This is a genomic window from Streptomyces sp. R-74717, from assembly GCF_047305335.1.
GTDB lineage: Bacteria > Actinomycetota > Actinomycetes > Streptomycetales > Streptomycetaceae > Streptomyces > Streptomyces atratus.
Window position 1 is genome coordinate 814,716 of sequence record NZ_CP102361.1, and the last position, 15,103, is coordinate 829,818.

Below are 15,103 nucleotides of genomic sequence, written 5' to 3' on the forward strand. Positions count from 1 at the left end.
GGCCGGGCAGGCCCCCTGTTGTGGGAGACCGCCCGGCCGGACTGTGTGGCTACCGGACGTCGTAGGCGCGGGTGATGGTCTGGGTGACCGCGTTGCCGTTGGCGTCGGTGAGGGTGGCCTTCAGCGTGACCTGCTTGCCGGCGGCGCCGGCGTGGTCGAGGACGGCCGTCCACTTGCCGTCCTGCTGCTCGGTCGGCGCCTTTGTCCAGGTGGTGCCGCCGTCGTAGGAGTAGGACAGCGAGGCCGCCGTGATCGTGCCCGGGGTGTACCCGGCGTGGCCCTCGACCGACAGGCCGACCTTGATGCCGCTCTGCGCGGGCAGGGTGTTCAGGCCGTCCACCGGCACGTCGTACGCCGGGGCGAGGATCGGCAGGCCGCGCGAGTAGACGTCCGGCTCCAGGTGGGAGCGGAAGCTCCAGGTGGTTTTGACAGCGGTGGAGCGCAGCCAGTTCCGGTCCGAGGTGTCGATCTTCTCCAGATTCTGGGTGAGCTCGTACGCGGAGTCCTCAGCCGGAACCTTGAACACGTCGTACGGGTAGGCGCTGGTGGCGATCTGCTCACCGTTGCGCTTCAGCACCAGGTTGCCGAGGTCGCCGAACGATCCGCCGTAGGACCAGTGGTCGCCGGAGGCGTCGAGCCAGAGCGCGTTCTGGAATCCGATCAGGTCGCCCTGCCGCTCGGCGGTCAGCATCAGCTTGCCGTCGGCGTCGCGCGGCGCGGCCGGCCGCAGAGGGCCGCCGTACCACTCCTCGGCACGCCGCTCTCCGGCCCGGTAGGTGCGCTCTTGGTCGCTCATGAACGCGGCAAACGGGAAGCTGGTCATCGCGCCGTGGTACCAGGCGTCGTCGCCGGTCGTGTAGTAGGCAGTGCGGGTACCGGGCACGTGGACCATGCCGAACGGGCTCACGGGGACGTAGGCGCCGCTGCTACCGGTGGGGCGGATGAACATCGCGTCGATGTAGTCGGCCTCCTTGCCCATGGCGTTCCAGGTTTCGGTGACCTGGGCCAGCTTGGAGTCCTCGGGCTTGTAGACCTGGTCGGACTGCAGCGGACCCTGGGTCGGGAACGACAGGTTGTAGACGTAGGGCGAGCCGTCCTCGGAGCCGGTCGCGCGCCAGGTGGGCCGGAACTCGAAGGTGCCGTTCTCGGCACGTCCGTCGACGTCTGCGTAGAACTTCTGGACGGTGTTGCCGGACATGAGCGATCCGGATATCTGCCAGGTGTCGTCCCACGTGCGGGCGTAGCTGAACGTGGTGTTGTTCACCGTCGAGGGGCGGTCGGTGTGCAGGCTCAGCTGGTGGGCCTTGCGGGCGTCGAGGACGACGGTGGTGTCATGGGTGATCCGCAGCTGCGGGTTCCCGAGGTAGCTGATCGATTCGGGCTTGTTGTTCGCGTCGTAGCTCGCCACGAAGCTGCTGAGGGCATAGTCGCCCGGGCGCACGCTGTACGTCTGGGCGGTCGCACCCGCGTTGCTGCGGCGCTCGCCCTTGTCGGTGTCGAGGCTGACCAGGTCCAGGGAGGAGGGGCCGGTCGCGGGCTTGCCGTTGCGGTCGATGACCTTGACCCGGAGGGTGACCGTTTCCGGCTGGACGTAGAGCGTGACCGGCACGGAGACGTGCGCATTGCTGCCAGTGGCCGAGATACGGCCGGTGACGGCACCGTACTGGGCGGCCTTGAGACGGGCAGTGGGGTCGATCCGCAGCGGCACCTGGACGGTGGCCCCCGCGGGAACGGTCACCTTGCCCTGCTCCAGCTTGATGACGCCGGAGTTGACGTCGCTGCCGTCGTTGCCGTGCACACCGCTGACCTTGAGACTCAGGGCGAGGTCGTCGGCGCTGGTGTTGGTGAAGGGCACCTGCACGGTGGTGCGGTCCGAGGTGTCCTGCGGCCAGTTGTAACTGCCGCCCTGGACGGCGGGCGCGGAGAGCACCTTCTGGTGCACCGCCGCGACCACGTCGAGGACGCCGGCCCCGGTCTGGTCGGCGCCGGCGACCTTGCCGCCGGAGCGGGCGGAGGAGACGAGGGCAGCCTTGATCTGCTGCGCGGTCCAGTCCGGGTGGGCCTGGCGGACGATGGCCGCTGCGCCTGCGACGTGCGGGGTCGCCATGGAGGTGCCCGACATCGTCTGGTAGGCGTAGACGCCGCGTCCGCCTGCGTTGGCCGCCGAGATGTCGACGCCGGGGGCGGCGATCTCGGGCTTGAGGGTGTGGGTGACGGCCACCGGACCGCGGCTGGAGAACCACGCGGTGGTGTCGTCACGGTCGACAGCGCCGACGGTCAGCACGCCGGGCGCACAGCCGGGCGAGGAGACGGTCTCGATGCCCGAGCCGGCGTTGCCGGCGGCGACGACGAACAGGGTGTGCGTGTTCTGCGAGAGCTGCTTCGCGGCCTCGGCCAGCGGGTCGGTGCAGTCGCCGATCGCGGGGTTGCCCAGGCTCATGGAGACGACATCGGCCTGCTGGTCGACGGCCCACTGCATACCCGCGATGATCCAGGAGCTTGCGCCGGAGCCGCCGTCGTTGAGGACCTTGCCGATGAGCAGGTCGGTCCCGGGGGCGACGCCCTTCTTGCGGCCGTCACTGGCTGCTCCGGAACCGCCGACCGTGGAGGCGGTGTGGGTGCCGTGCCCCTGCCGGTCGGCGGTGCTGTTGGAGTCCGTGAAGTTCTTGGACGCGGCGACCCGGCTCACCAGGTCCGGGTGCTCGGCGTCCACGCCCGTGTCCAGCACGGCGACCTTGGTGCCCTTGCCGTCGTAGCCCTCGGCCCAGGCCTCCGGCGCGTGCACCTGCTTGGTGGACCGGTCCAGCGTGGCCTTGACCTTGCTGTCCAGCCACAGCTTCTTCAACGTGGAGGCAGAACGTGAGCGGGTGTTGGTGACGTCCTGCCAGAAGGCGGCGGCCGTGTCCTTGCCGGCCTTGAGCGCGACGCCGTCCACAGCCGGGAGGCTCAAGCCCCGCTCGGCCCCACGAGGGGCCACCGGCGCGCTGTCGGCAACGTTCACACTGTTCCGGTAGGTGGCAATGAGCGGCAGCGTGTCGGTGTGTGCGTCGTCGTATCCCTGGCGGATGAGCCCAGTGACGTTGAACAGCTGCTCGTCGACCTTGCCCTCGGCGATCGCCCGGGAGGCGTCCTCCGGGTAGACGTAGAGGTCCTTGCCCATCTGAAAGGTCTGCACAATCGGCTGTGTGCCGTCCTCGCGGGGCAGCACGGCCGCCGAGCTGCGGCCCGACGTGTCCGTGGTCACCAGCACCTTGTCGCCGGTGACGAGCGTGACCGCGACCTGCTTGCCACCCTTTACTGCGGCCCCGCTGCCGATGACGGGCCTCTTTCCCGAGGCACCGTCAGGCGGCGTATCCGCCGCCCCTGATGGTGCGACCGCAGTGACGGCCAGGACGGCGGCGGTCGCCGTGCCCAAGGCTATACGCGCTATGGGATGCATGAGTCTCCCTACTTGAACCGTGAACATGCCATGCTGCGGCTGCATCCTGGCAGACATCCGGATCACTTAGGGTTGCCGTGCGTGACGGGTTTCCCACGTGGCGGTATTCCGTCACGCGGTCACATCAAGTGGTTCGTCAGCTCAGTGAATCTTCGGGCCCGGCAGGTGGGGGTACGCTTCGCCGGGCCGACGCTCGCCCGCGCCCTGCACGCCGTCGAGTTCGCCGCTGACCGGTCGCCGGCATTGACAGCCACCAGACCACCGCGGGCAGCGGATTCACCGGTCGGCTCGCCGTCGTCCTCTCCGTCCGCGACAACTCGGGCTTCCGGCCCAGGTCTGAACGCGCGTTCGTTCAGCCTCGGCTCCGGTCCCGGCTTCGCGGTGCCGTACACAGTCGAGACCGCCTCCCCGTGCGCCAACCCGACGCCCTCCCCCGGATACATCGCCGGTGTCGTCGTCATGGCCGCCGCCATCGCGATGTCGTTCCTCATCCCCAAGCCGCCGAGAGCCGATAGGGACTCGGTCAGGTACCTGTCGGCGTGGGTGCCGCGTGCCGCCGCTCCGGTAGATATCTCCAGCCCGGTTCACAGGCCCGCCGGCGGTGAAGCAGGGACCCGCCAGGAGTTGGCGGCCACCCTCGCAGGGGGCCACCAACAGACGGAAAGTCCTCGGCTGTCAGGCCGAAGAGGAGGTCAAAGCCAGCCCGCACGTGCAGCGTGCCATCCGAGTTGCAGGCGCGACTCCGCTCCGGCAAGGTCCATCAGGCGGCGTATGCGTCGCTCCACGGTGCGTATGGAGAGACCGAGTTGCGATGCCGCCCGCCGGTCGGAGATCCCTGCCAGCAGCAGGGCGAGGACCTCCAGTTCCTCCTCGGTCGGCTGCTGATCGGCTGCCGGCTCCTCGCGCACGCCCGTGGCAGTGGTGTACATCGGCCGGGCCTGGGCCCATTCCTTCTCGAAGAGATGGACCAGGGCCGTCAGCAGGCCGCTGCGGTGCACCACGATTGCGCTCGGCTCACCGCCGGAGTCCGCCATGTCCAGTGGCACCATGGCGCGCTCCCGGTCCGACACAACCATCTTCAGCGGCAGCGAATCGACCAGGCGAAGCTCGAGGCCTGCCGTGACTGCCGCCCGCACGTCCCGCACAACGTCGTGACCGTCGAGATAGTCCTTGGCGGCCACGACCCGGAAGTCGACCCCGCGGTCCAGCGCGGAACTCTCCGACGTGTCGGCATCCTCGCGGGGCACCGCGATGGTCTCGCCGACGAGGAAGACAAGCAACTCCCGCTGGGCGCCGCGCTGCAGTTGGTGGAACCGGCGTGCGACCTGCTCCACGCCGACGACCACCTCCACGACACCGCCCGCAGTGTGTGCGGCGGTAGTGCGGTACTGCTCGGTCAACATCGAGAACGCGGTCTCGGCCTGGTGCAGCGCGTTGCGCTGCTCGACGAGGAGCGGAGCCAGGGCCACCGAGGGCGGTGTGAGCCGGTAATGGGCAGGCTGGCGGCCGGCCTCGCAATCGGCCGAGTCGGGTGCCCCACTCTCGGCCTCGGTGGCGACGGCCACCAGGCCACGCGCCGCCAGGTCGAGCAGGATGCGCACGCTCTCGGCCTTCTCGAGTCCGGTCTGCCGGGCGAGGTCCTGCGCGGAGGCTGTCGGGCGGGCCAGCAGTGCCGTATAGATGGCCTCTTCGGCCGGGCCCAATCCCAGCGCCTGCAGCATCCGGCTCCTCCTCGGGCGGCCACCGTGTCCGGCCCTGGCGCAGCTCGTCTGCACCGAGCGGATTCTTCTCAGCCGAACCCTATCCCTCCGTCAGGTTGTCGCCACTGACTGTTTGCCTGGTCGATACCCCGGCCAGGATGCCGATCACCCGGGCTCCAGACTGCTCGAAGGTCGACGCGCGCGAGGTCCTGATGGCGCTCCTCGCCCGCGAACCCCACCTGGCACCGACCGCCCCAGGCTCCTGCTCATCACCGACAAGGCCGGCCGGCTCCCCCGCCGAGGCCGCGACGTCCGACACAGCCTTCCTCCAAGCGCTGCTCGACGCCGAGGACGCCCCGACTCATCGCAGGAATCGTCGGGTCACTCCTGGCAGCAGCCGAGTCCGGCGTCAGCTGTCGAAGCCGAGACCGAAGCGGTCCAGGGTCTTGAGCCAGAGGTTGCGCCGGCCGGCGTTCTCGTCCGCTCGGGCGAGGGACCACTTGGTGATGCCGATTCCCAGGGAGCGGACCGGCTCCGGCGGGAAGGGCAGGGGCTTGCTCCGGACCATCTCCAGCGCGGTGCGCCGGGTGCGGTCGCCTGCGAGCAGGTCGAGCATGACCTCCGCGCCGAAGCGCGTGGCACCGACGCCGAGTCCGGTGTAGCCGGCGGCGTAAGCGACCTTCCCTCGGTGACTCGTGTCGAAGAACACGCAGAAGCGGGTGCTGGTGTCGATGGCACCGCCCCACGCGTGCGTGAAGCGGACCCCTTCCAGTTGCGGGAAGGTCCGGAAGAAGTGCCGGGCGAGGGTGGCGAAGGTCGCCGGCCGCTGGTCGTGCTCGGCGCTGACGCGGCCTCGGTAGCGGTAGACGGCGTCGTATCCGCCCCACAGGATGCGGTTGTCCGCGGACAGACGTACGTAGTGGAACTGGTTGGCACTGTCCGCGAATCCCTGTCGGTTGCGCCAGCCGACGGAAGCCAGCTGAGCATCGGTCAGCGGTTCCGTCATCAGGGCGTAGTCGTACACGGGCACGGTGTACGGGCGGTGGCGACGGACCAGGGAGGGGTAGGCGTTGGTGGCGAGCGCCACGCGCGCGGTGTCGATGCGGCCGTAGGGGGTGCGGACGGCGATTCCGGCGCCGGCCTCGGTGAGCTCCATCGCGGGAGTGTGCTCGTGGATGCGCACTCCGAGGTTCAGACACGCCTGCTTCAGGCCCCAGGCCAGCCTGGCCGGGTTGACCATGGCGACGTCGTCCTTGTTCCAGAGGCCGCCGAGGAAAGTGGGTGAGTCGATCTCGGCCCGTACGGCGTCGGCGTCCAGGAGGACCGGGCGGCTGCCGTACCGGGCGGCGCTCTCGGCCTCCTCCGTCAGGCCCGCGACCTGATAGGGCTCGGTGGCCACGACGAGAGAGCCGGTGCGTTCCCAGGCGCAGTCGATCCCGTGGCGTTCGATCGTGTCCTCGATGGCCTGGAGGTTCTCGCGGCCCAACTGCTCCAGCAGACCGATCTCGTTCGGCCAGCGCTGCAGTCCGTTGTTGAGGCCGTGGGTGAGGCTGGCTTCGCAGAATCCGCCGTTGCGGCCCGAAGCCGCTCCACCCACCTCCTGCGCCTCGATCAGCACCACGTCTGCGGACGGGTCACGTTCCTTGGCGATCAGTGCGGTCCACAGTCCGCTGTATCCGCCGCCGACCACGAGCAGGTCGCAGCGGGTGGCCCCGACGAGAGCGCGGGCTGCGTGGGGCCGGTCGGGGTCGTCCAGCCAGAAGGGGATCGGTGCGGCGTCCCGGAGCGAGATGAGGGGGTCCATGAGGCGGCTCCTTCGGATTACGGAGGAACGTGCCTCCGAAGTGCCGCCATCAGACCGTTTGAGGATTATAACGTCAACGGTGTTGTCATAAGAGTTCAGCCGGCCCCGGGCTCATCGACCCCGGCCCCCTCGCTCGCGGCCCCCTCGGCCAGGTCGATCCGGTCCAGCATCTCGTCCGCGATCCGCGACGCACCGGGCTCGTACTGCCGCGCCAGCTCACGGAAGAGCCCCTCGGCGCGCGCGGCCGGCCAGTCCTCGGGCACGTGCTCGGCGGGCAGATAGGGGGCGTCGCGCACGAGTTCCAGCCAGTCGGTGTGCAGCAGAAGCTGCAGCGCCATGTCGTCCGCCGCGCCGCCCGGCGGAACGGGGCCGCCCCACCGATCGACGAAGGACCGGTAGCCGGTGGCGATCGCGTCCACATCGAAGGCGGCGTGCAGCAGAGACCCCGCCTCCGTCGGTGGCGCAGCCTCGCCGTGGAAGGCCCTGATGTGATCCTCCAGCCCGAGCTCCGCCGCCAGCAGGGCGACGTCGACTCGGCGCGGGGCGACCCACAGGCCGCTCTGCACAGGCCCGAATCCGGCCCACACCAGGCGTGAGCGCAGGTCGTGCCGCTCACGGCGCCTGGACTCCGGCAGCGAGAAACCGACCAGGGTCCAGGTTCCGTCCCACTCCCGATTGACGGCTCCGTCGCGCCAGATCCGCTCCTGCCCGTCGGAGAGGACAGCGGCCGCGCGCTCTGTGAGCGAGAAGTACATGCGGCGTCCTCGCCGATGCCGCTCCAGCAGACCGCGGCCTACCATGCGCGTCAGCGTCGAGCGGACGGCATCCTCGCCCACCCGCACACGGGCGAAGGCGTCGATGACGCACGCCGAAGAGAGCGCGATGTCACGGCCGAGCACGTGAATGCCGAAGAAGCTCATCATCAGCGACTGCGGCCTGGCAGATGCGCCGCCCTCGGCGGCGTCGATCGGTTCCTGGGGCGAGTGGGGTCGGGTCACGGGGACAGCGTAGGCGCCACACTGCCCTCCGAGATGAATATTAGGCATTTTATTGACGGCGGTTTAAATTCTGCCTAGCTTTGGCTCCCGCCGGTCTCCGCCGTGGTCGCCCTTCCCGCACCCGCGCACCGGCCTTCACGAAAGGAAGCAGCATGGATCTCTCCGGCAAGGTCGCCGTCGTGACCGGCAGCGGCCGCGGTCTGGGTCTGGCCTACGCCCGCTCACTCGCCGCCTCGGGCGCGGCAGTCGTCGTCAACGACGTGGATGCGAACGCCGCCACCGCGGCTGTGGAACAGATCACCGCCGACGGCGGGCGCGCGGTCGCGGAGGTGGTGCCCGTCGGTTCCACCGAGGCCGCCGATGCTCTGGTCTCCCGGGCTGTCGAAAGCTGGGGCCGCCTGGACGCGATCGTCACCAACGCCGGCGTCCTGCGCGACAAGGTGCTGTGGAAGATGTCGGACGACGACTTCGACACGGTGGTCCAGGTACACCTGCGGGGCACGTTCACCTGCGTCCGGGCCGCTGTCGAACGGATGCGGGAACAGGGCGAAGGCGGGCGTGTGATCGTCGCCGGCTCCCCCGCGGGTCAGCGCGGCAACTTCGGGCAGACCAACTACGCGGCTGCCAAAGCCGGAATCGCCGCCATGGTGCGCACCTGGGCGCTGGAGCTGGCTCGCGCCGGTATCACCGCCAACGCGGTCATACCGGTCGCCGCCACCGCGATGACGAAGACCATTCCGGCCTTCGCCCCGCACGTCGAGGCGCTGGAGCTGGAGGGCACCGCGTTTCCCGACAGCCTGCGCAAGGGCGAGGGATTCGGCACCCCCGAGGACGTGGCCGGCCTCGTCGCCTTCCTCGCCTCGGACGCCTCGGCCGGCATCACCGGTCAGTGCATCGGCGTCGGCGGCGACAAGCTCGCCCTCTGGTCGCACCCGCAGGAGGTCGCCGTGGCCTACACCGACGGTGGCTGGAGCGCGGACGCTGTCGCGGCGGCCTGGCCGAGCGTCTTCGCCCGGTCCGAGCAGACCTATGGCATCCCGGCGCCGCAGCTGTGACGGGCACCACGGCCGCGAGCGGCACCAGTGGGCCGGACCCGGCCGAGCTCATCGCCATCGACATGCACGTCCACGCCGAGGTGTCCGCGCGGGGCACGACCTCGCTCTCCGCCGAACTGGACAGCGCCGCCGGCACGTACTTCAAGGCGGAGCACCGCCACCCCACCCTGCCGGAGATCGCCGCGTACTACCGCGAGCGGAGGATGGCCTGTGTGGTCTTCACGGTCGACGCGGAGTCGGCCACCGGCACCGCACCCGTACCGAATGAGGAAATCGCCGAATCGGCCCGGGAGCACCCGGACGTGATCATCCCGTTCGCGGGCGTCGATCCGTACAAGGGCAGGGCCGCCGTGCGCCAGATCCGCCGGCTGGTCGCCGAGTACGGAGTACGGGGATTCAAGTTCCACCCCAACATCCAGGCGTTCCACCCCAATGACCGCATGGCGTACCCGCTGTACGAGGCCATGGAGGAGGCCGGCGCAATCGCCGTCTTCCACACCGGGCAGACCGGCATCGGCGCGGGGGCGCCCGGAGGCGGCGGCATCCGGCTGAAGTACTCGAATCCGCTGGACGTCGACGACGTCGCCACCGACTTCCCAGGGATGCGGATCATTCTCGCCCATCCGTCCTTCCCCTGGCAGGACGAGGCTCTCGCCGTGGCCACGCACAAGCCGGAGGTGTACATCGACCTGTCGGGCTGGTCGCCGAAGTACTTCCCGCCACAGCTCGTGCGGTACGCCAACAGCCTGCTGCGGGACAAGGTGCTGTTCGGGTCCGACTACCCGCTGCTCGCCCCCGACCGCTGGCTCGCCGACTTCGCGAAGCTGCCGGTCAAGGACGAGGTGCGTCCGAAGATCCTCAAGGAGAACGCGGCCCGGCTGCTCGGCCTGACGGAGGAGTGAGCCATGCGCAACCAGGGGATCGGTTCCTGGACCGCCCGGCGCGATCGCAAGACGCCGCGCCGCCCCGCCCTCGTCCACGAGGGTCGCGGCCTCACCTACGGGGAGTTGCACGACCGCTGCACACGGCTGGCCCATGCCCTGCGTGACGCAGGGGTCGAGCGCGGGGACCGGGTGGCCTTCCTCGGCCCGAACCATCCGGCCTTCCTGGAGGCCCTCTTCGCGGCGGGGCAGCTCGGGGCGGTCTTCGTACCGCTGAACTCCCGTCTCACCGTGCCCGAACTGGTGCACCAGATCACCGACTCCGGCAGCCGCGTCCTGGTCCATGCCCACCGGCCGGCCGCCGACATGGTGGAGCTCGCGGACCGGGCCGGCCTCGCGACGCTGATCGCTGTGACGGCCGGTCCGGGACTCGCCTACGAGGAGACGATCTCCTCCGCCTCGGCGGAGGAGATCGATGAGGAGGTGGGGCACGAGGAGCCCTGCCTGATCATGTACACCTCGGGCACCACGGGCAGGGCGAAGGGCGCTGTCCTGACCCATGGCAACATCATCTGGAACAGCGTCAACGTCCTCGTCGACGCCGACCTGTCCGGCGAGGAAGTCGCGCTCGTCAGCGCGCCCCTCTTCCACACGGCGGCCCTCAACATGACCGCCCTGCCCACCCTGCTCAAGGGCGGCACGGTACTGCTGGAGTCCTCCTTCGATCCGGACCGCACGCTTGAGCTGGTGGAACAGCACCGCGTCAGCTGTCTGTTCGGGGTTCCGACCATGTACGACGCGATGGCCTCGGCGCCGGGCTGGGACACCGCCGACCTGTCGAGCCTGCGGACCCTGCTCTGCGGCGGGGCACCCGTCCCCGCCCGCACCGCGCGCGCCTATCTGGAGCGCGGACTGGCGTTCGTCCAGGGGTACGGGATGACAGAGACCTCGCCCGGGGCGCTCGTCCTGGACCGCGCCGACTCCCTCGACCGCGTCGGCTCGGCCGGGGTACCGCACTTCTTCACGGATGTCCGCGTCCGGAACGCGGCGGGCGAGGACATGGCACCGGGCGAGAAGGGCGAGGTCGTCGTCTCGGGCCCGAACGTCACGCCCGGCTACTGGAATCTTCCGGAGGAGAGCCGCGCGGCCTTCACCGAGGACGGCTGGTTCCGTTCCGGCGACGTGGCACTGGTCGACGCATACGGCTATGTGCATCTGGTCGACCGCCTCAAGGACATGATCATCTCGGGTGGAGAGAACATCTACCCCGCCGAGACCGAGGACGCGCTCCTCGAACATCCGGACGTCATCGAATGCGCGGTCTTCGGCGTGCCCGACCCCAAGTGGGGCGAGGTCGGCCGGGCCGTGGTCGTCCTCTCTCCGGGCTCCACCGCGACGGAGGCCGAACTCCTCGCCCATCTGAACGGCCGACTGGCCCGCTACAAGATTCCCAGGACCTATCGCCTCCTGCGCGGCACGATGCTGCCGCGCAACGCCACCGGAAAGCTGCTCAAGGGCGTCATCCGGTCCGAATTCGGCGACTGACCGCCCCTCACTGACCGCCCCTCATCGGCAGAATCCTTCTCAACACCCCGGAGTACCCCATGCCCCTCACCGTCAACGGAATCGACGAGATCAAGGCCCAGGCCGGAGCCGATCTCGGCCACAGCGGCTGGCTGGAGATCCTCCAGCCGCGCGTGGACACCTTCGCCGACGCCACCGGCGACCACCAGTGGATCCACACCGATGTCGAGCGCGCCAAGGACGGCCCCTTCGGCGGGACCATCGCCCACGGTTATCTCACGCTCTCCCTCCTGATCCCCCTGTGGAGCGAACTGCTGCGGGTCGAGGGCGTCTCGATGGCCGTCAACTACGGTCTGAACAAGGTCCGTTTCCCCTCTCCCGTACGGGTCGGCGCGAAGGTCCGCGCCCACGGCCGGGTCGTGTCCGCGGAGGAGGTCCGGGGCGGGGTCGAGGTCGTCGTCGACCTGACCGTGGAGATCGACGGCTCGGCGAAGCCCGCCTGCGTCGCCCAGGCGGTGTACAGGTTCTACGCCTGAGTCGTACGACGAGCCCGAGGTGGCGCCCACCGAAGCCGCCGCCCCTCGGGCTCGCTCCCCCTCACTGTCGCTCCCCGGCAGCCGTGCCGCCGCGTACAGCATGAGCTCAGGGGCGGAAGTGCAGCCGCTGTCCCACATGAACGCCCCAACAATCGCTTCCACGCCCGGGCACGCTCATGGGACCGCCCGGCCGTCCGGTGCGCCGCAAACAGGGCCGCCTGCGGGTCGGCCGGCGCAAGGCATGGAGCCGGAGCCCGATCTCCCACAGGTCGCCTTACGACAACAGCGTTGACATGTAAATGGGCACCTCGGTTGCATGACCGTTCACACATCCCTCCCTCTCGCCTTGGAGCACCTCATGGCCAAGCCCGATCTGATCTTCACCCGTGGTCCCGTCCACACCGGCGATCCCGCCCGCACCCGGGCAAGCAGCCTGGCCGTCACCGGGGAGCGCATCACCGCCGTCGGCCATGACGAGGTGCGCGAACTGATCGGCCCGAACACCGAAGTCATCGATCTCCAGGGCAAGTTGCTGCTCCCCGGATTCCAGGACTCCCACATTCACGCCGTGTTCGGCGGAATGGAACTGGCCGAGTGCGATCTGACCGGCACGGTGGGCGTCGAGGACTACCTCACCCTCATACGCTCCTACGCCGACGCGCACCCGGACCGCTCGTGGATCACGGGCGGCGGCTGGTCCATGGAGAGCTTCGACGGCGGACTGCCCACCCGGCAGCTCCTCGACTCCGTGATCCCGGACCGCCCGGTCCTTCTGGCCAACCGCGACCACCACGGCGCCTGGGCCAACACCCGGGCGCTCGAACTGGCCGGTCTCACCCGGGAATCCGCCGATCCCTTCGACGGCCGGATCGAGCGCGAGCCGGACGGCACCCCGAGCGGCATGCTGCAGGAGGGCGCCACCGCCCTGGTCTCCCGGATCGTGCCGCCGAGCACACCGGCGGACCGCCTCGCCGGTCTGCTGCGGGCCCAGAAGCTGCTGCATTCCCTCGGTATCACCGGCTGGCAGGACGCCCTTCTGGGCGTGTTCGGCGGCAGGCCGGACCCGTCCGACGCCTATCTGGCGGCCGCCCGTGAAGGCACGCTCACCGCCCGGGTGACCGGGGCCCTGTGGTGGGACCGCGAGCGGGGGGCCGAGCAGATCGCCGAACTGCTTTCCCAGCGGGAGCAGTTGAGCCACGGACGGTTCCGGGCCCGTGCGGTGAAGATCATGCAGGACGGCATCGCCGAGAACTTCACGGCGGCCATGACCACCCCGTACCTCGACGGCTGCGGCTGCGCCACCGCCAACTCGGGTCTGAGCTTCGTCGACCCCGTCGCCCTGCGCTCGTACGTCACCGAGCTCGACGCCCACGACTTCCAGGTCCACTTCCACGCGCTCGGCGACCGGGGGGTGCGCGAGGCCCTGGACGCGGTCGAGGCAGCCGTCGAGGCCCATGGGCGGCGTGGCAACCGCCACCATCTCGCCCACCTCCAGGTGGTCCACCCCGACGATCTGGATCGCTTCGCACGGCTCGGCGCCATCGCCAACATCCAGCCGCTCTGGGCCGCACACGAACCCCAGATGGATGAGCTGACGATCCCCTTCCTCGGACCCGAACGGGCCGCCTGGCAGTACCCGTTCGGCTCCCTGCTGCGCGCCGGAGCCACTCTGGCCGCGGGCAGCGACTGGCCCGTCAGCAGCCCCGATCCGATCGCCGGAATCCATGTCGCGGTGAACCGGATGGAGCCAGAGGCCACCGACGGGCGGGTCTTCCTGCCGGAGCAGCGCCTCGACCTCACCACAGCGGTCGCCGCCTACACCGCCGGCTCGGCACATGTGAACGGGCTCGACGACACCGGCAGTCTGCTCCCCGGCCACTTGGCCGACCTGGTGGTGCTGGACCGGGACATCTTCACGCTGCCCCCGGAGGAGATCGCCGAGGCCCAGGTCCTGCGCACCTATGTCGGCGGCACGCTGGTGCACTCCGCCTGAGAGGGCCTAAGACGGCCGCCGCGAGGACTCCCGGACCAGCAGGCGCGTCGGCACGAGCACGCCCGAGGGCACTTCGTCGCCGCTCTCCAGGGCGGCGACGAGGAGTTCGATCCCGGCCTCGGCAACCTCCCGGGGCTGAAGGCTCAGCGTCGAGATCGGAGGTTCGGTGTGCTCGGCCGTACTGTCCTCGCTCACGCACACCACGAGAAGGTCGCCGGGTACGTCGTAGCCGTGGCGGCGAGCCGCCTCCAGGACGAGCGGCGGGCTCAGCTCCGCCACCACGAAGAGGGCGTCGGGCCGCTCAACAGCCGTCAGCGCGCTGTCCACCGCCCGGACCACCGGGCCGTTGCCGGCGTCGGCGGCGTAGGTCACCCGGGCCGTGCAGCCGCGTGCGGCACACCAGCCCCGGTAGGCGGCCAGAACCCCGCGGTGGAAGCGGGTGGTGCTGTCGGGCAGCACGAGCGCCGTCCGCCGTGCGCCCTGCGATCCCAGATGCTCCAGGGTTCCGCGGACCGCCTCCTCGGCATCGACGTCCACCCAGTGCGCTCCAGGTCGGCCGTCCACCGATCCGTCGCTGAAGACGGGGATACGGGCGGCAAGCAGATCCTCCACCACCCGGTCGTCGGCAACCGGATCGGCAACTATCACCGCTTCGAGCGGCAGGTCGGCCCACTCGCTGTGCAGCGATCCCGCGGGCAGCATCACCAGGGCGTATCCACGTTTGAGCGCCGCAGCCGCTGTGGCGCCGGTCAGCTGGGCGAAGTACGGCGACTCCAGATACGTCCACGGGGTCCCTGCGAACTCCCCCACGACGTAACCGATCAGCGGGGCCCGCCCCGCACGCAGCTGCCGGGCGGTGGCGTTGGGCCGGTATCCCATCCTGCGCGCAGTCTCCCTGGCCTTCTCCCGCACGGCCGGCGAGAGCCGTCCCGTGCCGTTGAGGGCCGCCGAGACGGTGGTCTTGGAGAGGCCCGCCTCGCGGGCGACATCGACGAGACGGACGCGGGGCGAGGCGGTCCGCACAGTGTGGCCGCCGCGTTGGGGAGCTGGAGTCATGCACCGATGCTGCCACCCTCGCGACCTCAGCAAAACCGTTCCCGCAAAGTCTTGCGCGGGAACGTTCCCGCATCAATACTCGCTCCATCCCCCAGCGCCCGTCACTACACCCGTAAA

General features: G+C 69.9%; 10 protein-coding genes. 5 read left to right on the plus strand and 5 right to left on the minus strand.

The features are described from left to right. Positions 1-49: 49 nt before the first annotated feature. The 4 genes from NRF20_RS03850 to NRF20_RS03865 form a co-directional block, all read right to left on the minus strand. Positions 50-3,439 (minus strand): S8 family serine peptidase, encoded by a 3,390-nt coding sequence (locus NRF20_RS03850; protein ID WP_413752006.1) that lies wholly within the window; start codon positions 3,437-3,439, stop codon positions 50-52. Positions 3,440-4,131: 692 nt separating this feature from the next. Beyond that, the gene (locus NRF20_RS03855) at positions 4,132-5,160 is read right to left on the minus strand and encodes a helix-turn-helix domain-containing protein (RefSeq protein ID WP_413752007.1); all 1,029 of its coding nucleotides are present in this window, start codon (positions 5,158-5,160) and stop codon (positions 4,132-4,134) included. Positions 5,161-5,548: 388 nt separating this feature from the next. Next, complete coding sequence (locus NRF20_RS03860) at positions 5,549-6,943, minus strand: NAD(P)/FAD-dependent oxidoreductase (RefSeq protein ID WP_413752008.1); 1,395 nt, start codon at positions 6,941-6,943, stop codon at positions 5,549-5,551. A gap of 95 nt (positions 6,944-7,038) precedes the next feature. Further along, positions 7,039-7,941: a PaaX family transcriptional regulator C-terminal domain-containing protein gene (locus NRF20_RS03865; RefSeq protein WP_413752009.1), complete on the minus strand. Its 903-nt coding sequence runs from the start codon at positions 7,939-7,941 to the stop codon at positions 7,039-7,041. A 152-nt stretch (positions 7,942-8,093) separates the two neighbouring features. Here NRF20_RS03865 and NRF20_RS03870 point away from each other — a divergent pair, with 152 nt between their 5' ends. The 5 genes from NRF20_RS03870 to NRF20_RS03890 all read left to right on the plus strand — a co-directional run bounded on the left by NRF20_RS03870 (position 8,094) and on the right by NRF20_RS03890 (position 13,930). Then, positions 8,094-8,996 (plus strand): SDR family NAD(P)-dependent oxidoreductase, encoded by a 903-nt coding sequence (locus tag NRF20_RS03870; RefSeq protein WP_413752010.1) that lies wholly within the window; start codon positions 8,094-8,096, stop codon positions 8,994-8,996. A 62-nt stretch (positions 8,997-9,058) separates the two neighbouring features. Continuing rightward, entirely contained in the window at positions 9,059-9,898 is an 840-nt protein-coding gene (locus NRF20_RS03875) for an amidohydrolase family protein (RefSeq protein WP_266364982.1), read from the plus strand. A gap of 3 nt (positions 9,899-9,901) precedes the next feature. Then, positions 9,902-11,422 (plus strand): acyl-CoA synthetase, encoded by a 1,521-nt coding sequence (locus NRF20_RS03880; RefSeq protein ID WP_413752011.1) that lies wholly within the window; start codon positions 9,902-9,904, stop codon positions 11,420-11,422. 59 nt (positions 11,423-11,481) lie between these two features. Further along, positions 11,482-11,937, plus strand: coding sequence for a MaoC family dehydratase (locus NRF20_RS03885; RefSeq protein ID WP_398632024.1), 456 nt, complete (start codon positions 11,482-11,484; stop codon positions 11,935-11,937). Positions 11,938-12,295: 358 nt separating this feature from the next. Further along, positions 12,296-13,930: an amidohydrolase gene (locus NRF20_RS03890; RefSeq protein ID WP_398632025.1), complete on the plus strand. Its 1,635-nt coding sequence runs from the start codon at positions 12,296-12,298 to the stop codon at positions 13,928-13,930. 6 nt (positions 13,931-13,936) lie between these two features. Here NRF20_RS03890 and NRF20_RS03895 read toward each other — a convergent pair whose 3' ends face one another. Then, entirely contained in the window at positions 13,937-14,986 is a 1,050-nt protein-coding gene (locus tag NRF20_RS03895; protein ID WP_398632026.1) for a LacI family DNA-binding transcriptional regulator, read from the minus strand. Positions 14,987-15,103 lie beyond the last annotated feature (117 nt).